17 protein-coding genes and 4 tRNA genes are annotated in these 21,612 nt (G+C 42.4%); 13 read left to right on the forward strand and 8 right to left on the reverse strand.

The genetic code is table 11. The features are described from left to right. Positions 1–219: 219 nt before the first annotated feature. The 4 genes from ACGHEH_RS19380 to ACGHEH_RS19395 all read right to left on the reverse strand — a co-directional run bounded on the left by ACGHEH_RS19380 (position 220) and on the right by ACGHEH_RS19395 (position 7,182). A complete protein-coding gene (locus ACGHEH_RS19380) occupies positions 220–3,573 on the reverse strand; it encodes an amidohydrolase family protein (protein ID WP_390448765.1) in 3,354 nt (1,117 codons plus the stop codon). A gap of 96 nt (positions 3,574–3,669) precedes the next feature. After that, on the reverse strand, positions 3,670–5,829 hold the full coding sequence (locus ACGHEH_RS19385; RefSeq protein ID WP_390448768.1) for an ATP-binding protein: 2,160 nt from the start codon (positions 5,827–5,829) through the stop codon (positions 3,670–3,672). Between the two features lie 98 nt (positions 5,830–5,927). Continuing rightward, on the reverse strand, positions 5,928–6,584 hold the full coding sequence (locus tag ACGHEH_RS19390) for a response regulator transcription factor (protein ID WP_390448771.1): 657 nt from the start codon (positions 6,582–6,584) through the stop codon (positions 5,928–5,930). 226 nt (positions 6,585–6,810) lie between these two features. Then, entirely contained in the window at positions 6,811–7,182 is a 372-nt protein-coding gene (locus ACGHEH_RS19395) for a histidine triad nucleotide-binding protein (protein WP_390448774.1), read from the reverse strand. 183 nt (positions 7,183–7,365) lie between these two features. Here ACGHEH_RS19395 and ACGHEH_RS19400 point away from each other — a divergent pair, with 183 nt between their 5' ends. Next, the gene (locus ACGHEH_RS19400) at positions 7,366–7,977 is read left to right on the forward strand and encodes a DUF2057 family protein (protein WP_390448776.1); all 612 of its coding nucleotides are present in this window, start codon (positions 7,366–7,368) and stop codon (positions 7,975–7,977) included. An 87-nt stretch (positions 7,978–8,064) separates the two neighbouring features. On the opposite strand, the gene ACGHEH_RS19405 is transcribed toward ACGHEH_RS19400, so the two are convergent. Beyond that, complete coding sequence (locus ACGHEH_RS19405; RefSeq protein ID WP_390448779.1) at positions 8,065–9,909, reverse strand: M1 family metallopeptidase; 1,845 nt, start codon at positions 9,907–9,909, stop codon at positions 8,065–8,067. 130 nt (positions 9,910–10,039) lie between these two features. Here ACGHEH_RS19405 and murB point away from each other — a divergent pair, with 130 nt between their 5' ends. The 9 genes from murB (at position 10,040) to ACGHEH_RS19450 (ending at position 15,514) form a co-directional block, all read left to right on the forward strand. Beyond that, a complete protein-coding gene (gene murB / locus ACGHEH_RS19410; RefSeq protein ID WP_390448782.1) occupies positions 10,040–11,050 on the forward strand; it encodes a UDP-N-acetylmuramate dehydrogenase in 1,011 nt (336 codons plus the stop codon). Continuing rightward, the gene (gene birA / locus ACGHEH_RS19415) at positions 11,047–12,048 is read left to right on the forward strand and encodes a bifunctional biotin--[acetyl-CoA-carboxylase] ligase/biotin operon repressor BirA (protein ID WP_390448785.1); all 1,002 of its coding nucleotides are present in this window, start codon (positions 11,047–11,049) and stop codon (positions 12,046–12,048) included. The genes murB and birA overlap by 4 nt, the downstream gene beginning before the upstream one ends. Continuing rightward, positions 12,045–12,749: a type III pantothenate kinase gene (locus ACGHEH_RS19420; protein ID WP_390448788.1), complete on the forward strand. Its 705-nt coding sequence runs from the start codon at positions 12,045–12,047 to the stop codon at positions 12,747–12,749. The genes birA and ACGHEH_RS19420 overlap by 4 nt, the downstream gene beginning before the upstream one ends. Before the next feature lie 121 nt (positions 12,750–12,870). Next, positions 12,871–12,946 (forward strand) — tRNA-Thr (locus tag ACGHEH_RS19425). Between the two features lie 47 nt (positions 12,947–12,993). Next, a tRNA-Tyr gene (locus tag ACGHEH_RS19430) sits at positions 12,994–13,078 on the forward strand. Between the two features lie 45 nt (positions 13,079–13,123). Further along, positions 13,124–13,198 (forward strand) — tRNA-Gly (locus ACGHEH_RS19435). Between the two features lie 12 nt (positions 13,199–13,210). Continuing rightward, positions 13,211–13,286 (forward strand) — tRNA-Thr (locus ACGHEH_RS19440). Between the two features lie 138 nt (positions 13,287–13,424). Continuing rightward, complete coding sequence (gene tuf, locus ACGHEH_RS19445) at positions 13,425–14,609, forward strand: elongation factor Tu (protein ID WP_058028464.1); 1,185 nt, start codon at positions 13,425–13,427, stop codon at positions 14,607–14,609. Between the two features lie 740 nt (positions 14,610–15,349). Then, positions 15,350–15,514, forward strand: a complete 165-nt coding sequence (locus ACGHEH_RS19450) for a hypothetical protein (protein ID WP_390448791.1) — start codon at positions 15,350–15,352, stop codon at positions 15,512–15,514. A gap of 691 nt (positions 15,515–16,205) precedes the next feature. Here the strand turns inward: ACGHEH_RS19450 and ACGHEH_RS19455 are convergent. Beyond that, a complete protein-coding gene (locus tag ACGHEH_RS19455) occupies positions 16,206–17,414 on the reverse strand; it encodes a dipeptidase (protein ID WP_390448794.1) in 1,209 nt (402 codons plus the stop codon). Positions 17,415–17,599: 185 nt separating this feature from the next. Here ACGHEH_RS19455 and ACGHEH_RS19460 point away from each other — a divergent pair, with 185 nt between their 5' ends. From ACGHEH_RS19460 to ACGHEH_RS19470, 3 genes are all read left to right on the forward strand, one after another. Further along, positions 17,600–18,250 (forward strand): hypothetical protein, encoded by a 651-nt coding sequence (locus tag ACGHEH_RS19460; RefSeq protein ID WP_390448796.1) that lies wholly within the window; start codon positions 17,600–17,602, stop codon positions 18,248–18,250. A gap of 61 nt (positions 18,251–18,311) precedes the next feature. After that, positions 18,312–19,367, forward strand: coding sequence for a sensor histidine kinase (locus ACGHEH_RS19465; protein ID WP_390448798.1), 1,056 nt, complete (start codon positions 18,312–18,314; stop codon positions 19,365–19,367). Then, positions 19,357–20,088, forward strand: a complete 732-nt coding sequence (locus ACGHEH_RS19470) for a LytR/AlgR family response regulator transcription factor (protein WP_390448800.1) — start codon at positions 19,357–19,359, stop codon at positions 20,086–20,088. The genes ACGHEH_RS19465 and ACGHEH_RS19470 overlap by 11 nt, the downstream gene beginning before the upstream one ends. 208 nt (positions 20,089–20,296) lie before the next feature. Here the strand turns inward: ACGHEH_RS19470 and ACGHEH_RS19475 are convergent, their stop codons facing one another. Further along, positions 20,297–20,560, reverse strand: a complete 264-nt coding sequence (locus tag ACGHEH_RS19475; protein WP_390448802.1) for a YheU family protein — start codon at positions 20,558–20,560, stop codon at positions 20,297–20,299. Then, entirely contained in the window at positions 20,561–21,538 is a 978-nt protein-coding gene (locus ACGHEH_RS19480) for a hydrolase (protein ID WP_390448897.1), read from the reverse strand. It lies immediately after the preceding gene. Positions 21,539–21,612 lie beyond the last annotated feature (74 nt).

The raw sequence follows: 21,612 nt of genomic DNA on the forward strand, positions 1-21,612 counted from the left end.
AGTTTCATCTTGCACGAGATGAGAGCACGAACGACGACCTAAGTCGAAAAATATCAATTTATAGGGCTTAGGTACAGATGCAAAGTTTAGAACAATTATTAATTGCGTCTACAGTTATCGTCCTGAATTGTTGCTAATTTAGGTTATTTTTTTATGAATGTAAAAAAGGCCGCAAATAATGCGACCTTTTTCTTATCTTATGACACAAAACTGCAACAATTAATGTTTCCAGTGATATTTGTGTGCTTTCTCTTCCATATACGCTTCGGTTGCTGAGTGCATCGGCGCTTTGCTCCCGTTTTCGAAGAAGAATGGCTGACGTTGACGGTTGTAGTTACCCACTTCGTTCATGGTTGCTGCATCATAAATGCGACCATTAAGTACTGTGTAAGCCACTTTTTCTGACTGACGAATATCGTTTAATACGTCACCGTCGATGATCACTAAGTCGGCTAATTTGCCTTTTTCAATGGTACCAATGTCATTGTCTAGCGCTAGGTATTTAGCACCGTCAATGGTACCACTACGTAGTGCTTCCCATGCGGTGAAGCCACCTTGTGCCATTGACCATAACTCCCAATGCGCACCTAAGCCTTCACGCTGACCGTGTGCACCAATGTGAACTGTAACGCCTTTATCGCGTAACTGCTTCGCAGATTTAGCGGCATTGATGTGGTTATAGTGGTGCTCAGGTGCGGTAGGGCGGCGAATTGAGCGTGGGTTCAGAATGTACTCAGGTACAAATGCTTTTAAACGCTCGTTCTTCCATACTTCTGTAGTATCGTAGAAGTAATCTTCACCTTTAATACCACCGTAAGCGACGTTAAACGTTGGTGTAAAGCCCGCTTTGGTTTGGCTCCACATTTGTACAACGTCTGAGTAGATGTTTGGAATTGGTAGTGCGTGCTCAAGACCCGTATGACCGTCGATGATCATATTCATGTTCTGTTGGAACTTAGAACCACCTTCAGGTACGACCATGATTTCCATTTCTTTCGCTGCTTCTAGCACTTGCTGGCGCGTGTCACGACGAGGATGGTTGTAGCTCTTCACCGAGATAGCACCCGCATCTTTTAGGCGCTTAACGTGGAATTTTGCATCTTCAAGATTGTTAATTGGCGTCTTATAACCTGGCGCATTACCAGCGTATAAAATACGACCTACAGAGTAAATACGTGGTGCAACGGTTAGACCAGCACGCTGAAGCTCAGCCATTGAGAACACTTCGTTTGAATCGTTCGATGGATCGTGGATGGTTGTGACACCAAAGCTCACGTTAGAGAACTGGTTCCAGTTCTGCTCAGGCTGTAAGTTGCGGCTACCATAGCTGCCGTGTGCGTGTGCATCAACAAGGCCTGGGATCACAGTCTTACCAGAGATATCCATGATTTTAGCTTTGCTAGGAATGTTTACATCGCTGCGCGTACCTACTGCGATAATACGGTTGTCTTCGATAAGTACCACACCGTCTTCGATGATTTCTTGCTCTTGATCTGCGTTACGCATTGTCACGACTTTACCACCAACAAGTGCAAGTAGGCCTTCGGGCTTATCCGCTTTTTTCTCGAAGCTTAAGTCGATACCTTCAGCCGTTAGTTCGCTGACGTCATCTGCTGCGCCTTCTAAGAACGCAAATGTATCAGTTAGCTTGCGCTGATAAAGGTTAGGACCAAATGCCCAAGTCAATGCGCTGCTGTCTGCCTTCCAGTTTAAGAAGTCACCAGAGTACTTAGACACTTGTTTTACAGGGAATGACTTAGTGCCCTTGTTAATTGACAGTGTTTTACCTGTGCTGGTGAATGGGGCAACAAAGGTATTGAAGTTTTCAATGAAGGCCACGTATTTGCCGTTTGGTGATACGCGGTAGTCAAAGATGTACTCACCCTTGAAGTGTGAACGTGCTTGCTGACCGTTTAAATCTACTGACTTAAGTTCACGGCTAGTTTCGCTGCTTGCAACATTGAAAAAGATGCGATCGCTGTCAGCGCCAAAGTGTGGGTTGTCACCACGTTTGATGATGCGCTTTGCTTCACCGCCCTTAACGCTGGTTAAGTAAATGCCCGGTTCCATTGACCAATCACCACTTAGTAAGTAACCACCCGTTACTTTGCGGTAAAGTACTTTTTTACCATCTGGTGAGAAGCTCGGGTTGATGTAGTGACCTGGCTCTTGCGTGATCACTTTGCCTTTGCCACCTTTTGCAGATACCACGCGAACCGCACCTAAATCTTGGTCATCCCAGCTAGTGTAAACAATGTATTTACCGTCACGAGAGAAGCTTGGGTAGAACTCAAAATGGTCGTTTTGCTTAGTCACACGCTTTACTTTACCTGACGCGATGTCTTTGGTGTAAAGATGACCAAGTGCTTGGAATAGGGCTGTTTTACCATCTGGAGAAATTTGTGACCAACGTGCCAGTTTCACTTTGAATGTGTCAGGGGCAACGTCTACTGCAAACTTCAGCGCTGGTGTGATTTGTTTTTCAGCCACAACACGGGTTGGGATCACTTGTGCTTGTTTGCTAGCAATGTCTACTTTATGGAATACACCGGCTGACCAGAATACTAATGCTTTACCGTCTGGCGTGTAAGCAAATGCTGGCGTGTTACCTTGTGCACCGTTTGCTTCTTGTAAGTCGCGGTCTAGGCCTGCAAAGATTTCAGTTTCGATACCTGACTTAAGATCTTTGATATACAAAGCGCTTTGCATCTCTTTGCCGTTCTCGATACGTTTTACAAACGCAAGCGATTTACCGTCAGGACTTGGAGTCGGGCGAATTGCACCGCCTGAGCCGCGGATCACAGTTTCTTCTTCACCGGTTGCTAAATCCCAAGAGCGGATCTCAAAGACTGACTCAAGTGCGTTTTTATTGTATTGCCAGCGTACACCTGCCGTGGCATCAACTGAGTAGTAAATCTTTTTACCATCTTTTGAGAAAGCTGGCTCTGCAACGTTCTTTTGTGACTTAGCACCATGTAGGCGCTCACGTACGACTACGCCTGTACCACCTGAAATGTGGTACATGCGGATAGAGCCACCTGGAATAGTACGACCCGTTACTTGACCTTGTTTAACCGCAATATATTGACCATCAGGTGACCAAGCAGGGTTATGTAGTAGGTTGTGAGACTCGCCAGACACTTTACGCATGTTCTCGCCGTTCACATCCATAACCCATAGGTTCTCAGCGCCTTCTCGGTCAGAGATAAACGCAATTTTAGACCCATCAGGAGAGAATTTCGGTTGGAAGTTCCACGCTCTGTCATTGGTAATTGCTTTTGCTTTACCACCTGAGATAGGCATCACATAGATGTCGCCTAACATATCGAAGATAATGTTTTTGCCATCAGGACTAACGTCTAGGTTACTCCATGTCGTTTCATTGGTGTCGATGGTGATGGTTTGTTTGTCACCAGGTGGGTTTAGTACATCCCACTTGTCTGACTTTTTAGCTTCAGTTTTTACAGCGGCCTTATCGGTTGCTTTACTATCAGCATTAGCAAGCGCAGGAGCACTTGCACCGAATACGGCTAAACTGACGGCCAGCGCCAGTGGTGTTTTAAGTAATGCCATAATGGTTCCCTTTGTTTTGTTATATGTGTGATATTCACACTTGTCATTAGCATGACGAATTTGCTTCAAGGTGTCGACTCTGCGCGATAAAACGCCTTAATTCAGCGTTTGAGAGCGAACGAATTGCAAATATGCCGATAAGCTGTCTTGCCACAAGACCATGGCTTGAGTCAGTTCTTCGTGGGCAGATTTATCTTCTAGTAAACGGCGTTCGATGGTTTTTAACATTTGCCCATAGCGATTAAAGCCTAATTGTAAGGCTGTGCTCGCTTGGCGATGCAGCATTTTTATACATTGGTCGTTGTCTATGTCTAACTGCTGTTGAATGCTAATTAATTTGTTGCGCGCAGAAAGTACAAATTCATTGTAAATAGAAGAGACTTCGTCTTCATTAAAGTTTTTCTGTAAAGAGCTCGCCGCGGTTTCATCGTATAGCACATCAGCCAGTTCCACACTGATGGTAGCTTCTTTTAGTGTCTGTGAATCACCGAGCGCTTGGCGTAGTTTCTCTTGTTTGATGGGTTTGGCAACAATGTCTTTGATCCCCAACATCATGTACTCTTTTATTTCATCCGGGCTTAAACTTGCTGTAAACGCGAGGAAGGGGGTACGCTGATTTTTATGCTCTATTTTTTTCAATGATTTCAGTACTTCTTGACCGGTCAAATCTGGTAGATTCATATCGAGCAACACAGCATCAAACTGGTGATGTTGAAGTAAATCGAGTGCTGACTGCCCTGTGGTTGCTAGCTTAACTTTGTGCTCATCTTCAGCCATAAACTCAATGGCAATTTTTTGGTTTAAATCTAAATCTTCGACTAATAAAATGTTAAGTCCAGTTACACAGTTCATTTCATGAAGACGTTGCGGTACAAGGCTGAGCTCACCAATGGCAAGGTTTAAACTAAAACTAAACACACTGCCTTTGTTTAACTGACTGGCAATTTCAAGCTTCGAGCCTAAACGCTCGAGTAAGCGCGCGGTAATTGCCAGTCCCAAACCAGTACCGCCTTTTACTTTACCTGCGCTACTTTGCACATAAGGTTGAGTCAGTTTTTCAATATCGTCATCTTCAATGCCTGGGCCTGAGTCGATCACGCTGAATGTGACGGTATGTGCCATAGCAGTATCTTGCTCAAGGTGGACTTTAATTTTTACTGATCCTGAGTCGGTAAACTTAATGGCATTGCCGACGAGGTTAATGATAATTTGTCGAAGCTTTTGTTGGTCACAATAATAACAAGCCTGTTCAGGCAGGTCGTAGTCGAGCTCAAACTTCAATTGTTTTTGTTCTGCTAGAGGCGTGAGTAGCAAGCAGAGATTATTTAACCAAGTTTTAAGCTCGATATCTTCTTCATAGAGTGATTCATCACTTTGTTCTAAACTGGCGTAATCGAGTACTTTATCAATAAGTAAATTGAGTGATTCTGCTGAATTAATGATGGCTTCGCAGTAGGCTTTGTTTTTGGTGCTCTTTGTTCGGCTCAACACTAATTGCGCACTACCAAGAATACCGTTAAGTGGGGTACGAATTTCATGGCTTACAGTAGATAAAAATAGGCCGCGAATTTCTAAATCTTTTTGTGCTTTTTCAGTTAGCGCATTTAAATGTAATTCACGTCGTTCGTTACATAACAGTGCCATACCTGTGGCATAGAAAATCGGCGAGAGCACACCATTGATGAATACGGTGGTGGTGAACCAAGTGTCTTTCATAATGGTTAGGTGTGTGACCTCACCCATCATAATTGAGCGGCCAATGAAAGCGATAAGCAAAAGGCCAAGCACTATGGTATATACAATGGTGCCATTGGGGTAACGTGGGCGCGCAAAACGCCAAAACATTGATAGCAGCAGCACAATTTCAGCGATGTGCTGTAAGTCTGAAATCCAGATCCGCGCTCTTAAATTGTCGTCGACTATGCTGTAGTAGCCCAAAGCAACGAGTAAAAGACAGGTAAATGCTAAGAAACTCTTTAACTCCCAACCTTTATGCTCTAAGAATTGGCTGATCGCTAATACATGAATGATGGACGCGGCAAACAAAAGCGCATTACCAATGCCTATGGTTTGCCAATGCTCTAAATAACCATGAAGTGAAAAGCTCATAGTTGCCAGAAAAAGTACCAGCGGATAGAGGGTATAAGTGGCAGTGCCGGGTATGTTTTTATTGGTTCGCCAAGTTAAGTAACATAACAAGGTCATCATGGCCATCATAGCGCCACTAGTAAAATAGAGAGTTTTGGGGTCAAACATACGCGTCGAACTTATTAAGTAATGGCTCTAGCATAGAGGGAAGTTAGGAACAGGTAAAGAAAGAGGAAGCTAGGCTTCCTCTTTTTAGAGTTGTTTTGTTAACGAATTTCGTCTGGGATATTTTGTTGCGCCCAAGACAATAATTCAATTCGGTTACGACATTTAGTTTTTCTGAATGCACTGTAAAGGTGTGTTTTAACTGTATGCGGGCTGATATTTAAATCTTCGGCGATTTCTTTGTTCTTCGCACCCTTACTCATAAGTGAAATGATGGCTTTTTCACGTTTGGTCAGCTTAACCGGTTCAATATCGCCTTCAGTTAATTTATGAAGGGCATCTTTATTGAATTGCAACATACGGTTAAGGGCGTTACACATGATGTCACGACGATACCAAAGTTGGTTTTCCATTAGTAAACGGATCCCTTTCATCAATACATCTGCGTTGTCTGTGGTGTAGAACACACCGCGAATACCACTCAGCAATGCACGGTTTGCAAGTTCAGGGTTTTCGTCAAGATTAAATAGCACGATATCGCAATTTACTTTTAGCTTAACTAAATGTTCTTTTAGTTTGTTCCATGCATCGTTTTGTGCGGTTTCGATGAATAACAATCTGGTATCTTCTGGCACATCAGTAATGTCTGTGCCGGTAGTGACTTCTAAACCTTGGGTTTTGAGTAAAGGTTGAAGGACATTAATGCCAATTGTATTAATTGGCTCTTTATCTAAAAGTAAAAAGGCGGTACTGCTCATTTTAAATGGACGCTCTCATTCAAATTATTGCTTTAATGCTAACATGCGACTCAGACCTTTTGTATGAGTTTGCTACTAAAAATATAGAAAATTTTGCTATATATACAAGCATTTTTGTTAAATAATGCGACTAATTGGCGTTTTCAATTTTAACCAATTGATAATGTTATTATTTTGTTAGTCGCATTAATAGCTTATTCATTTACATTTATTAACGCGGAATTTTTTAAATTAATTCTTTCTTCTTATTTGTAAACGGTGGCCAGCCCATTTCTAAACCTGCCAGTACGTGTAAGTGAACATGAAATACAGTTTGACCCCCGTGCTCGTTACAATTCATGACGACACGATAACCATCTTCTGCAAAGCCATGCTCTTTTGCCAACTTTGCGGCCACCACGTAAAGTTGACCAATTAAATGGGCGTTAGTTTCATTAACATCATTGATAGTAGCGATGGGCGTTTTAGGAATTACCAGTACATGAAAAGGCGCCTGCGGATTAATGTCTCGAAAAGCCAGTGTGTGTTCATCTTCATAGATGATATCGGCAGGAATTTCTTTACTAATGATTTTGTCAAAAATGGTGGCTTGGGCCATGGTGTATCCTAAAAGTACGTTGTTGCTATCTATCGGTTTATTAAAATATTAGGGCTTGTTGAACTTTAAAATTCGAAGAGCAAAGATAAACAGGCCCTAGTATCTATACACTAATGACAAAGAATCTATGAACTGTCAAACTGCAAACGGTTAGATGATAAAAATTCAATGAGGGAGTGTGCGATGAGTCAAACTAAAGGCTTAATTTTAGCGGTTTTATTGGGGAGTTTTAACTTTGCAGTGCAGGCTGCAACACTGAGTTTTCCAGAAGAGCTGATCCCAATCTCAGTCAATGGCAAGCAAGTTGAACACTCTTTGTTTAGCAAGAAACTCGACTTTGATTTGCCAATTGGTACTCACAAAGTACAGATAAAATATAGTGACCTATACGAGCTAGACTACGATGAGCATCAAACCGTGTCATCGTCGCCTTTTTGGGTTGAAGTGACCATTAATCAGGAAGGCCAATATCGTATTGCTTTTGATAGGGCAAAAGATGCGGATGCAGCCGAGCTGTTTGCTAAATCACCGAATGTATATGTGATAGCCCCGAATAAGTCTCAGCAAGTAGCTGTCAAAGTAAAACCGAAAGCAGTCGTAGCTCCCGCTGTGGTTGCAGCAACAGTTCAAACTGTAGCAACGCCAATGACGATTACAACACAGGTTGCGCCCAAGAGTAGAAAACAAATTGAAGGGATGACGCACCCAAGTGCAGAACTCATGTTGCATTATTGGTGGCAACAGGCCGATGAAAACCAGCGAAAGGCGTTTTTGAAAGCGGTTAAAGTAAATTAAACACGCTTCAAGTGCATTTGTTAAATTGAGCTACAGAAAACAAAAGGGCCGTAGTCAGGCCCTTTTATTTATATATTTATACTGTGTTTATTTAAAAATCGCGTCCACAGTACCTTGCGCTAATGGGTGATAACCCGGACGTGCATTGTTATATACCTTTTGTGCCCAATCGCGTTTACCGTGTTGCACAAGAGACTTATACAAAGGCACGATAAGCTTACGGCGGCCAATGCTTGTTAAATGCTTATCCAACGCCGGATAAATAGCCTCATAGCCATTACCTACTGCTAACATATACCAAGCAAAAGCGCGTTCAGCGTTGGTTGAATTCGTTAAGTTAAATGCTTCGTCTAACTTCGCCATCTTATCTAGGCTTAAATCTCGTGGCAGGTTGTTTAAGAAGTGTAACCACTCATGCACTGTCCAAGCGCTCGTTGGTAAGTCTGCTAAGTCTTTGTCACCTTTTAACCAAGCTGCTGTTGCAGCATCGACTTTATTAAATGCATCTGAAGTCGGGTTTGGCGCATCTGCAGGTAAGCCTGGCTCATAGATCCATTCTTTGGCTTTTTCAAGAGACACGATACCTGGGTGCTTTTCTAGAAGGTGCGTATTTAGGTATTCAACAAACTCTGCAGTTGTTAGAGACTTAAACGAATACTTAGCAAAGTAGCCTTTTACAAATTCGTCAAAGCGAGCACGACCATACTTTTCTTCTAAGTAAATTAAAAAGAGCTGACCTTTGATATAGGGTACTTTGCTGAACGCATCATCAGGATCACGACCATTTAGCTTCAAATTAAGGCGTGTATCTGGCGCTGGAATATTTTTTAGCTGTGCACGAAGGCCAGCTGCGTCTAATGCTTGCTCCATTACGGCACGGTCGCGACCAAACACTTCTTCCATGATGCGGTTTTCAACATAAGAGGTGAAACCTTCATTTAGCCATAAGTCTTCCCACGTCGCGTTAGTGACAAGGTTACCTGACCAAGAATGCGCAAGTTCGTGGGCGATTAGATTAACTAGGCTCTTGTCACCAGCAACAACGGTTGGGGTAATAAATGATAAGCGTGGATTTTCCATGCCGCCAAACGGGAAGCTAGGTGGCAGCATCAGTAGGTCGTAACGACCCCATGCATATTCACCGTACATCACATTGGTTTTGTCGATCATCGCCTGTGTATCATTAAACTCTGCCACTGAGGCATCAAGAATTTGTGGCTCAGCAAAAATAGCTGTTTGGTGTGACATTTCTTTATATTCGAGGTTACCCGCACCAATCGCAATGAGGTAAGGCGGGATAGCCTGCGGCATATCAAACCAGTAGTCACCGTCTTTGACAAATGCTTCAGAGTTATCTGCACTCATGACCGCACGAACATCTTTTGGAGTTTGAATACGGGCTGTGTAAGTAGTACGCATTGCTGGGGTGTCTTGCACTGGGATCCAGCTACGCGCATGGATTGCTTGTGACTGACTGTACATAAATGGGTGTGTCTTACTGGCAGTCTGTACTGGTGTTAACCATTGTAGACCTGACGCTTGCGGTAAACTGTTGTAGTAAATACGGGCTTTTTTAGCTTGCTCTTTAAAGCGAATGGTCAGCTTTGCGCCTTTTACGCCATTGCGTTGTGCTAGGGTGAAATCTGCTTTGTGCCATTGGCCGTTTTTACCTTGGTACATCACCTTATCTATTTCAAGGTCGCGAGTATCTAGAACTAGAGTGCGTGCTGATGCGTTGCGCCAATCAAGGGTGTGCTCTACAAAGCCTTCCAGTTGCTTATCTGCAAAATCAACGTCTAGATCTAGATGTAGATGGGTACTCACTACATCTTTTAAATTTGCATAGGTATGTTCGTCGAACGCCTGTGTTGCCAATGCGCCGTGAGAGAAGCCTGCCAGCATTAAGCTTGCGACTAAAGCAGTTTTTTTCATTGTTTATCCTTGCACGGATTGAGTAAACGAGCGGCATTTATATCATGCTTAAGGATAAGATCACATAGGTGCGTAGAGGCAGAGCATAGGGTAAACTAGCCCGATTACTATATTATTTGTTAGGTTGAACGTGCCATCAGTCCAATCGCTCCATACTTTTGCTTTACCTGCCCACTGTGCAGCGCTCATAACCATTACTCATCCAGATAACCTCACTGAGCTCGACTTTTCTGAGCCTTGCTATGTAATGGGGGAGGGTAGCAATACGGTCTTTATTGAAGACTTTGCTGGCACAGTATTAAAAATTGCAAATAAAGGCATAACAGTGATAGAGCAGCAAGATGTTTGGCATGTACAAGCAGCTGCAGGTGAGAATTGGCATCAACTGGTTATTCATTTACTTGATCTGGGCGTATTAGGTTTTGAAAACCTGGCCTTAATCCCGGGGACGGTAGGGGCAGCTCCCGTACAAAATATCGGGGCGTATGGCGTTGAGATCGGGCAGTTTATTAAATCGGTCAAAGGTTATGATATTGGTAAAGCCCAATTTGTAGAACTTGCGCAAGCTGAGTGTGGTTTTGCTTATCGAGAGTCGGTATTTAAGCAGGCGTTGAAAGATACGTTTATTATTACCGAAGTGCTGTTTGAGCTACCTAAACAATGGCAGCCTGTACTTAGCTATGGACCCTTACAATCGCTTGATAAAAATACGGTCACTGCACAGCAGGTATTTAACAAGGTGATTGAAATACGACAAAGTAAACTCCCTGATCCGAAAGAGCTAGCCAATGCCGGTAGTTTTTTCAAAAACCCAATTGTGGGAAGCGAACAAGTGCAAACTTTGTTAAAGCAGTATCCTGGTATGCCAAATTATCCAGTGGATGCTAAGCATACTAAATTAGCCGCTGGCTGGTTGATTGAACAAGCCGGGCTCAAGGGCTTTGAGTTAGGGGGTATTGCCGTGTATCACAAACAAGCTTTAGTACTGGTTAATCAAGGTGCGGGCACAGCCTCAGAGCTTAAAGCCATGATCCAACATATCCAACAAAGCGTGTGGCAAAAGTTCAATGTGCAACTAGAACATGAAGTGCGTGTGATTGCTGCAAATGGCAATGTGAAACTACAAGGTGTGCAAGCATGAGTTATAAAGGACCACAAGGAAACAAGCTGGCTATTTTAAAAGCTCTTAATAAGGGAGAGTTTGTGTCCGGGCAGCATTTAGGTGAAAGCTTAGACATTTCTCGCGCTGCGGTATCGAAACATATTAAGTCGTTACAAGAAATGGGCATCGATATCTTTAAGCTCAGTGGTAAAGGTTACAAACTCAACCATAGTGTTCCTTTGCTTGATGAATCAGCAGTGAATCAGTATTACCAAGCGCTGTCGGGGCAACAAAAACAGCTTGAAGTGATGCCTATCATTGATTCAACCAACTCAGAATTAATGCGTCGTGTGCAAAATAAATTGCCGATTAATTCAGGGCAAGTGCTGGTCGCTGAAATGCAAGAAGCAGGGCGTGGCCGTCGCGGCCGTACTTGGCAATCTCCATTTGGTGCAAACCTGTATTACAGTTATTACTGGCGTTTAGATGATGGACTACAAGCAGCGATGGGCGTGTCTATTGCGGTAGGCCTTGCGGTCTATGATGCATTAAAGGTGCTTTATGGGTTAGAAGTCGCACTGAAGTGGCCCAATGATATTTATCTGAATAATAAAAAGCTAGCCGGTGTATTGGTTGAATTGGATGGTCAGGTCGAAGGGCCATGTCATTTAGTGATTGGTATTGGAATTAATTTACAAATGCCTGAAATGGCATCACAGCAAATCGATCAACCTTGGACAGATATAGCCTCTCACAGCAATGAACTAGATAAAGATAAGATGGTGGCACATTTAACTTATGCCCTCGATGAAAGATTAGCGCAATATCAGGTGTCAGGCTTAACTGAGATGGTCACGCAGTGGAATGCATTAAATGCATTTGCTGGAGAAGTAGTCTGCCTTTCTACTGGGCAGAGACAATGGCGCGGTATTTGTGAAGGCATAGATGCGCAAGGTGGGATTGTACTGCGCCAAGATGGTGAAGTGAAAAGCTATTACGGCGGGGAGATTTCATTGCGTAAGGAAGTAACTGAATGAGATTGTTAGTCGATGTGGGCAATACCGCATTAAAAGTTGCCAGTGAAGTAGATGGCCAGATCACCCTTATAGAAGAAGATGATATTAAGTGGTCAGCGGTTAAAGAAATCGCGATTGCACAAGTTGGGCCCGACAAACTGCTTGCAAATATAACTGCTAAAGCACAGCAGCTCAGCATACCTTTATTACAAGCAAATGTGACAGCACAGCTTGGCACAGTTAAATGTGCTTATCCGCAATTTCAAAATCTCGGCATTGACCGTTGGTTGGGGGTGGTTGCCTGCCATTACTTATATCCAAATAAACATTGTGTAGTCGTGGATTCGGGCACGGCGAGTAAAGTCGATGTGGTTACCAGATCTGGTGAGCATCTAGGTGGGTGGATTTTGCCCGGTTTAGATATGATGATCGACAGCCTTGTGAGTAACACACAAAAGGTATTTTCAGACTCTGAGAGTTTGTTTTTGCCAGAACTTGGCACAAATACACCAAATGCTGTAAAAAATGGTGCCTTGATAGCCACTTTAGGTGCTGTTGAAGCGGGCATTGCACAATTAAAGAGAGATTTTGACAATATTCAGGTGATTTTTGCCGGTGGTTATGGCGAGTTATTACAACTTCACTTTGAAAAGCCAAGTGTATATGTCGACGACTTGGTATTAAAAGGGTTGAGAAACTGGTGTGAATTCATACACAAATAGGTGTTTTTTGGCTTTTTTGTTGTAAATGTGAGCATTTAAACAAGAAACTTTGATTTTTTTTAAGATTCTTGTTGCATCGCCCCAAACCTTGCTCTAGAATCCTGCCCCGTACTAAAGCAGTGCCGACTTAGCTCAGTTGGTAGAGCAACTGACTTGTAATCAGTAGGTCATCCGTTCGACTCGGATAGTCGGCACCATTTATTTACCCTCACTATGAGGCGCTTTAGGCAAGAATTTTTGACGTGGAGGGGTTCCCGAGCGGCCAAAGGGATCAGACTGTAAATCTGACGGCTCTGCCTTCGCTGGTTCGAATCCAGCCCCCTCCACCACTTTATTCTTGACGGTTAGAGGTAGTTGAATAACAGGTTCCTAAAGCGGGCATCGTATAATGGCTATTACCTCAGCCTTCCAAGCTGATGATGCGGGTTCGATTCCCGCTGCCCGCTCCAGAGTTCTGGTGTGCTGATATAGCTCAGTCGGTAGAGCGCACCCTTGGTAAGGGTGAGGTCGGCAGTTCAAATCTGCCTATCAGCACCAGTACTAGAATCTTCCAAAATACTTCCTTTGACTTGTCATAAAAATACTTAATAATTGAAGAATAATTTTAATCTGCATTTTGCGGGTTATTTTTATATGTAATCTAGATACACATAAATCTTACTTATAGGTTCCGTCATGGCAAAAGAAAAGTTTGAACGTTCGAAACCGCACGTAAACGTAGGTACAATCGGCCACGTTGACCACGGTAAAACAACTCTAACTGCAGCAATCACTAACGTACTTGCAAAAGTATACGGTGGTGACGCAAAAGACTTCGCATCAATCGATAACGCTCCAGAAGAGCGTGAGCGTGGTATCACAATCTCAACTTCACACGTTGAGTATGACACACCAACTCGTCACTACGCACACGTAGACTGTCCAGGACACGCTGACTATGTTAAAAACATGATCACTGGTGCTGCACAGATGGACGGCGCGATCCTAGTAGTTGCTGCTACTGACGGCCCTATGCCTCAGACTCGTGAGCACATCCTACTTTCACGTCAGGTTGGTGTACCTTACATCGTTGTATTCATGAACAAATGTGACATGGTTGACGACGAAGAGCTACTAGAGCTAGTAGAGATGGAAGTTCGTGAACTTCTTTCAGAGTACGACTTCCCAGGTGACGACCTACCTCTAATCCAGGGTTCAGCGCTTAAAGCACTAGAAGGCGAGAAAGAGTGGGAAGACAAGATCGTTGAGCTTGCAGAAGCACTAGATTCTTACATCCCAGAGCCAGAGCGTGACATCGATAAGCCATTCATCATGCCTATCGAAGACGTATTCTCAATCCAGGGTCGTGGTACAGTAGTAACTGGCCGTGTTGAAGCTGGTATCATCAACGTGAACGACGAAGTTGAAATCGTAGGTATCAAAGAAACTACGAAGACAACTTGTACGGGTGTTGAAATGTTCCGTAAGCTTCTAGACGAAGGTCGTGCTGGTGAGAACATTGGTGCACTTCTACGTGGTACTAAGCGTGACGAAGTTGAGCGTGGTCAGGTTCTATGTAAGCCTGGTTCAATCAACCCACACACGAAGTTCACTTCAGAAGTATACGTACTTTCTAAAGACGAAGGTGGCCGTCATACTCCATTCTTCAAAGGTTACCGTCCACAGTTCTACTTCCGTACAACTGACGTAACAGGTAACGTTGAGTTACCAGAAGGCGTAGAAATGGTAATGCCAGGTGACAACATCAAGATGACTGTTGAGCTAATCGTTCCAATCGCGATGGACGAAGGTCTACGTTTCGCGATCCGTGAAGGTGGCCGTACAGTAGGTGCTGGTGTTGTAGCAACTATCGTTGAGTAATATCGACTTTAGTTAATGCCACAAAGCATTAAAAAAACCCGAGCTTAGGCTCGGGTTTTTTGTTTATAGGGGTATAAAACTTAGAGGTTTAAGTAATTGTGAAACTTACTTCAGGCTAGTTCTAAGTTGTAATTCATCTATGAAGCTGGGTTCAACAAGGCCTCTTATAAATCCAATAGTAGGTCAGCTATTGTTAAATTGGCTTGCTTCATCTTGCGCAAAAGGAATGAAGCACTGCGTGCTTGTCATTAAACTTTTGCACCACTCTTGCGCAAAAAGACCGCCCTCACTTCGTTCGCAGTCGGTAACCTTTTGCACCTTATGGCCTTTTTTAATGCCTGTAATTTAGTGCAGCCTATGAAGGTGGCGCACTTTACCAATTAGGTACTGGTGTTGTAGCAACTATCGTTGAGTAATATCGACTTTAGTTAATGCCACAAAGCATTAAAAAAAACCGAGCTTAGGCTCGGGTTTTTTGTTTTTAGGCTATAAGATTTAGAAGCTGTGAAACTTGCTCATTTCACCTTGCGCAAAAAGACCGTTCTCACTTCGTTCGCAGTCGGTAACCTTTTGCACCGTACTTGCGTAAAAGGAATGAAGCACTACCTGCTTGTCATTAAACCTTTGCATCATTTTATGTATTAACTTAGGTACTGTTGTTTTCCTGAACCGATTATGCAAACATATAATTTGCTAACGACTTGTTAGCAAGTTGATATTTAATTAAAAGGAAAATTAAAATGACAGCAATCTATAACTTCTTTGCAGCACTGTTTTTAAGTACAGCTCCTGTTAATGAACTGCCAAAAGAGCCTGTAATTGAAACACAAAGTGAGGTTTGTATTCCAATGCCGATAGGTGATGAAGGAGATTTTGAGTGTATTGATCCATTTGGGATTGGTTAAGTAATTTAGTCCATTTATATTTTATGTTTCAATCACATTAGCCTTAAGCAAAAGTTTAGGGCTTTTATATATGTAACAAAACTACCCAAGAGAAGTAAGTTCAAAATAGTATTTTTTACCCTCCTTTTTGCGTTGCTGGGTCTGCTTTCTTAAAACAAGACTTGATTACAGCAACATTGTTTTCCTCTAATGCAATTTATTCTTGCTAAGTGGCCCTGAGAAAGAAGAGACATTCTATGGTTGACTATTTTTAGTATTTTAGCGGTGTCTTTAATTGGGTCGATCATTTTCGCTATTCAGTACAGTTTAGAGCACTACTGGTACTTGCCATATGTGTTATCTAGTTTGTTACTTGTGTATTGGGGCGTAATAGGCAGTAAAGAAAATAACGGTGTGGTGCTATGTTTAAAAAATACGCGACCTCTTCAAATAGTTGGTATTGTGTGTTTGCTTCTTTAACCCATCACTGGGCTCTTAACTATGAGTTTAAACAGCGATGTTGATAATATGAATGGACTAGCGTTTGACTTGGGCTTTTAGCATCTAATAAGTGGGTCAAAGTGAGCCAACATCAGGTAAAGCTAGGAGCAACAGTTAAAAAAGCCGAGCTTCAGAAGCTCGGCTTTGCTTTTTATTGAGCAAGTGCTAGAAAGCATTTTTAAACAAGTTTATTTCACTTTGCACTCTGTAATTAGCCTTTCGTGTTTTCTTTCTCTGCGTATTCTTCAGCTTGACGCCATACGCGCATGGTATTGCCACCTAAGATCTTCTTAATTTGCGCTTCGCTATAGCCTCTGTCTAATAAACCTTGTACTAGATTTGGATAAGTTGATACATCTTTTAAGCCGATAGGCAGTGAGTCACCTACGCCATCATAGTCAGAACCAATACCAACATAATCAATACCAATAAGTTTGACTACATGGTCAATGTGATCAAGTACTTGCTCTAGTGTTGCAAACGGGAATGGATTTTTAGCACGGTAAGCTGCTGCGAAATCAGTCGTTGCTTTACCACTGTCTTCGGCTTCTTTTTTCGCTGCGTTACGTTTGTCGTACCAACCACGCGATGCACTAGTCACAAAGCTTGAACCAAAGTTAATCTGGATCACACCACCATTTTTCTTCAAGGCTAATAACATGTCATCATCCATATTACGCTCAAAGCCTGGCGTATATTTACGCAATGAAGAGTGTGATGCAATGACAGGCACTTTTGATAGCTCCATAACCTGATAAAACGCAGCATCAGAAATGTGTGATACATCGATCAGCATGCCGATATTATTCATCTCTTTTACTAGCTCTTTGCCGAATGGACTTAAGCCTTTCCATTTGCGTCGCAAGTCATAAGAAGAGTCTGAGATATGGTTGCTTTGAGAGTGTGCCAAAGTGATATATCGAACACCGCGGTCATAGAAGTGCTTTAGGTTCTTCATGTCGCCTTCCATCGGCGAGCCGTTTTCCATACCCATCGCAATCGACATTTTGCCTTTTTTAAAATGTTGATAAGCATCTTTATATGAATATGCCATCGCGAATTTATCAGGAGCACGGAATACTAGGGCCTCCATACCATCAATCAGCTGGTTGGCTAATTGATAACTTTTACCTTTGCCTTCAAACTCCAAGCTAGCAGGAATATAAATCGACATGAATGGCACATTTAAGCCGCCTTTTACAGCACGAGGATAATCAAAGTCACCGCCTTCAGTTGCTTTGCTGACATCATCCCACCTGTCGGCGATGCGATAGGGAACATCAATATGGGTGTCGATTAAAATGCTTTGTTTGGCAATACGTTCGGCGCGTTCTGATGCTGTGTATTGTTTTTCTGCTGCTGATAAGTGTGCACTGGCAACCGCTAACGCGAGTGCAGCAAGAGTAAAAGTTGCTTTCATAACTCAGTCTTTTCTTGTTTTAAGTGGTTTGATTGTAACAACAATTTCTTCATCCTGTATATTCTCCGCTTATCCTCTTTTTTAACCATTTATCACTTTTCGCAAATTACTATGGCGAGTTTTCCATATAGTTATTCCCAACAGAGGCACACAGCCCAAATAAATTAAAAATTAAGGAAAACAATATGACTAACTTCAATGCTAAAACAATTCGCCGTACGTTAATTGCTGCTATTTTAGGGTCAGCATCAAATGCAGCCATTGCAACGGAAAACAGCCAAGCTCAGCAAACTGAAAAAGCAGAGGCATCGGCCAAGCTGGAGCTTAAAGAAGGCTTTAATATCAGTGTGCAAAGCAATGAGATTGATGATGTTTTCGAAGGCAGTGGCCTTGGTATGAGCTATCAAGCAGACTTTGGAAACTTACTTAAAGAACAGGAGAAAAGTTTAAACTTATATGGTCGTATACACTATCAAATCAACCGCAGTGATGAGGATGCTCAGCTTGCTCAGACTGATATCACACTGGGTTTGAATTTCGCTCATTCTGACAAGTTGCATGTTTATTTGGAGTCAGCGATCTTACAACAAGAGGTCTCAGGTCAACCGACAAGCTTTACTCGCAGTTATGATGTCACTCGCTTAGGCGCGCGTTACAACTTTAAAAAGAATTTTGTACTTAATGGGGCAGCAATTCATCGAAATGGCAAAGAGAACGAATTGGGATATCGAATCGCTTTAGAATCTACAAAGACAGATGCTTATTCAATGGGTATAGGGTTTAGCCGTGTAGGTGACAATGATTCGCTGTTTATATCAATTGTTTCAAAGTTCTAAGTTGGTAATGGAAATCAATATGGGTACAATTCATCGCGTCGAAGCAAGGAGTATTGTACCCATGAAGCAATATTGGCTGTGTCAATTAGCCGTTTTCATTTTCATCTTAATCGTTGAAATAATGATGGTTGTAATAGTATTGAAAGTGCCAATTGATAATTTGAACGGATTACTTTGGCGTGCAAGTGTTCAAACAGCATCATTTATATTATTGACCCATTTACTGTTAAAACATGGCGGGAATTGGGTCACTAACAGACTTAAATCTGCCCGTATTACTATTTGGCACATGGCAATACTCAGCTTGGGTGTAGCGAGCTTGCAAGTTGTGTCTTTGCACACAGTCATTCCATTTTTATCTCCTGCAGGGATTTCTGATGTCATAATGCAGGTAGGGGATGGAGACAAAATGAATATGATGGATGATAGTTCAGGTTTATTTTCAGCGTTTCTAACTAACTACTTTAAAAGTTTGGCTTGGGCTTCCTGTTATTTAACAGTGGTGTCACGAAGGGAAAAAAAAGTGCTAATAACGCAGTTAAAAGAGCAACAACTTGCCAGCTTACAAAATCAGATAAACCCACATTTCTTGTTTAACTCGCTCAATACGATTCGTGGAATGATCTATCAAGACCAAGATAAAGCTGCAGAAATCGTCACACAGCTTTCAGAATTGTTTAGGTATAACCTGACGACAGATTTACGGACACATGTCAGCGTTGAGGATGAGTGGCAAATTTGTGAAAACTACCTGGCTATTGAACAAGTGAGATTTGGTGAACGCCTCAGAGTACACTTTGATTGCCCACAGAATCTAATTAAAGCAACCTTGCCCTGCATGTCTCTACTTACGCTCGTTGAAAATGCAGTGAAGCATGGTATTGCCCACCTTCCTAACGGAGGGGAACTGAAAATTCATGTGTCAGAGCGTGAAGGCAAAGTGCTGGTACAAGTTATAAATCCTTTTGATGAAACTAGAATTAAAAGTGGCACCCAGCTAGGGCTGGCAAATATTCAATCTCGGTTGGAGCTTATGTTTGGACAACAGGCACAACTGTTGATTTCACAAGAGCGTCAGAAATTTAAAGCCGTTATGGAGGTGCCCCATGCAGCCTAAAGCAACAATTAAAGTGCTTATTATTGACGATGAGCCTTTGGCGCGAGCAGAGTTACAGCGTTTATTAAAAAAGCATAAGCAAATAGAAGTGCTGGGTGAAGCGCAAAATATTATCGAGGGAAAAGCCTTAGTCGATGAATTAGCGCCAGACGCAATATTTTTAGATATTGAAATGCCGGGAGGGACTGGGCTTGAGCTCGCTGAGCAATTAAAAGGTGAAATCCCCATCGTCTTCTGTACAGCTTATAACGAGTTTGCCGTGGACGCCTTTTCGCTCAATGCAGTTGACTATTTACTAAAACCCGCAGCCCCTGCGCGGTTAGAAAAAGCCATTGAAAAGCTCACAAGTCTGCTATCAGAAACCGAAAATACACAGCTTGAAGACGATTTTAAATTGATGGTGAAATTTGCTGACAAGATGAAAATCATCTTGTTGAGAGACATATTACGTTTTGAAAGTGTCGGTAATCATGCGGCAATTTACACCGAGTTTGGCAAGTCTTACATTCATAGTTCGCTGAGTAAAATAGAAGCAAAACTTGATCCTAGTGTGTATTTACGCGCAAGTCGCAGTGAAATAATCCGTTTGGATGCGGTGGTGCACCTAGAAGAGAATATCAACTATGGATTAACTGCGACATTAAGTAATGGATCGGAAGTCGATATATCACGCCGCCAAGCTTCTGCATTGAAAAAACAAATGAGCTTTGCAGCGTTTTAATACCAATCCTCTTAATTAAGCGGTCTATTTTGAGGCAAGAAAAACTAGTCGATAACGAGGCGGAAATTTTGCTATTTAATTGTTCTAAATAAGAAGTTTTCAATCAAGTTAGCGTCAGTTTAAGTCCCTCAAAATGATTGAGTATCATTGAGGATTGGTGTAATAAGTGTTTTCTTGCTATCTGTAAGTGAGCTTAGATTGACACTGATTACGCGTAATCAGTGTCATAGCCTTCGGTATATTCTTCACTTTGCATGGCGTTGAATTGGGCTTTTGAGACGATATTGACCGACTCATGCAGTTCAGAGAACACAATTAGAGCTTCACCTGATTTGAGTTGGGCTTTCACTTGCGCCACTTTTGTATCTGTATTCACTTCAGCATCACCGTAATCGGTGCCTTCGCGATGTACATAATGCTCAATGAGATTATTAAGCGTGTTTGGATCAAGTTGCTGATATGGGACGAGCATCTACTTCTGACCTTTAAGGAGTGATTGAAAATAATGGGGAACGGCTTTTTCAAGCCAAAACTCGGGTTTGAACGGATTCTTACCACCAATAAAGCCGACATGACCACCTTTTTTAGACACCGCCAAAGTGACTTGCTCGCTGACTTGCTCGGCTTTTGGCACAGCTTCTAAAGACAGCATAGGATCATCTTCGGCATGGATCAGTAAAGTGGGTGTTGCAATGTGTTTTAAGAAAGGCTGAGCACTTGCTTGTGCATAATAATCTTCAGCACCCTCAAAGCCATGTAGTGGCGCTGTTAATTGATCATCAAACTGCCATAAATCGTTAATTTTGGCTAATTCTTGCTTGTTTAGCTTTATCGCTTCACCGATCTGCGGGTATTTTCTGGCAGATGATTTTTTTAATCGGTCTAACAAGTATTTTTGATATAAACCAAAACAGCTTTTTCTGATCACCTGACACGAAGAAGAAAGATGATGGGGTGCTGAAACTACCGCAGCACCGCTGAGGTCACTTTGCTTACCTTGCTCACCTAAATATTTGGCAAGTACATTGCCACCAAGAGAAAAGCCAACTGCAAATAAAGAACTCGGGTTGAAACGTACTTTTAATGTTTGAATTAAAAACTGTAAGTCACCGGTTTCTCCGCTGTGATAAGCACGCGGCAAACGGTTAGGTAAGCGTGAGCAGTTTCTAAAGTGCATGAGCACAGTATCAAATCCTTGCTGAGTCAGGGCTTTGAGCATGCCTTTGGCATAAAAACTATCTAGGTTGCCTTCTAGACCATGTAGCACAATGGCAAGAGGTGAATCTTTTTTGCCTGTGCGACTCCAGGCTAACTCTAAAAAATCACCGTCGGGCGTAGTCAGTTCTTCATAATCCACATCAACGCGCTGAAAGGGTCTAAAAAAACGGGGCAAGATAGTTTGTGCATGGCGATTCGACATCCACCAAGCACTTTCAAACTGATAACTCATAATTCTTCTTATTTGTATACTCGCAGGCAGTGTAGCAAAGAGTCGAGATGGGTTAAATAAGTAGAACTGTCGAG

The organism is Pseudoalteromonas sp. MTN2-4 (assembly GCF_042848605.1).
Taxonomy (GTDB): domain Bacteria; phylum Pseudomonadota; class Gammaproteobacteria; order Enterobacterales; family Alteromonadaceae; genus Pseudoalteromonas.

Excerpts from the sequence above, each read along its gene's own strand:
- ACGHEH_RS19480 (WP_390448897.1), bottom strand. The coding sequence starts at position 21,538 with ATGAGTTATCAGTTTGAAAGTGCTTGGTGGATGTCGAATCGCCATGCA.
- tuf (WP_058028464.1), top strand. The coding sequence starts at position 13,425 with ATGGCAAAAGAAAAGTTTGAACGTTCGAAACCGCACGTAAACGTAGGT.
- birA (WP_390448785.1), top strand. The coding sequence starts at position 11,047 with ATGAGTTATAAAGGACCACAAGGAAACAAGCTGGCTATTTTAAAAGCT.
- ACGHEH_RS19395 (WP_390448774.1), bottom strand. The coding sequence starts at position 7,182 with ATGGCCCAAGCCACCATTTTTGACAAAATCATTAGTAAAGAAATTCCT.
- ACGHEH_RS19405 (WP_390448779.1), bottom strand. The coding sequence starts at position 9,909 with ATGAAAAAAACTGCTTTAGTCGCAAGCTTAATGCTGGCAGGCTTCTCT.
- ACGHEH_RS19470 (WP_390448800.1), top strand. The coding sequence starts at position 19,357 with ATGCAGCCTAAAGCAACAATTAAAGTGCTTATTATTGACGATGAGCCT.
- ACGHEH_RS19450 (WP_390448791.1), top strand. The coding sequence starts at position 15,350 with ATGACAGCAATCTATAACTTCTTTGCAGCACTGTTTTTAAGTACAGCT.
- ACGHEH_RS19455 (WP_390448794.1), bottom strand. The coding sequence starts at position 17,414 with ATGAAAGCAACTTTTACTCTTGCTGCACTCGCGTTAGCGGTTGCCAGT.
- ACGHEH_RS19465 (WP_390448798.1), top strand. The coding sequence starts at position 18,312 with ATGAAGCAATATTGGCTGTGTCAATTAGCCGTTTTCATTTTCATCTTA.
- ACGHEH_RS19385 (WP_390448768.1), bottom strand. The coding sequence starts at position 5,829 with ATGTTTGACCCCAAAACTCTCTATTTTACTAGTGGCGCTATGATGGCC.
- ACGHEH_RS19390 (WP_390448771.1), bottom strand. The coding sequence starts at position 6,584 with ATGAGCAGTACCGCCTTTTTACTTTTAGATAAAGAGCCAATTAATACA.
- ACGHEH_RS19475 (WP_390448802.1), bottom strand. The coding sequence starts at position 20,560 with ATGCTCGTCCCATATCAGCAACTTGATCCAAACACGCTTAATAATCTC.
- ACGHEH_RS19420 (WP_390448788.1), top strand. The coding sequence starts at position 12,045 with ATGAGATTGTTAGTCGATGTGGGCAATACCGCATTAAAAGTTGCCAGT.
- ACGHEH_RS19460 (WP_390448796.1), top strand. The coding sequence starts at position 17,600 with ATGACTAACTTCAATGCTAAAACAATTCGCCGTACGTTAATTGCTGCT.
- ACGHEH_RS19400 (WP_390448776.1), top strand. The coding sequence starts at position 7,366 with ATGAGTCAAACTAAAGGCTTAATTTTAGCGGTTTTATTGGGGAGTTTT.
- ACGHEH_RS19380 (WP_390448765.1), bottom strand. The coding sequence starts at position 3,573 with ATGGCATTACTTAAAACACCACTGGCGCTGGCCGTCAGTTTAGCCGTA.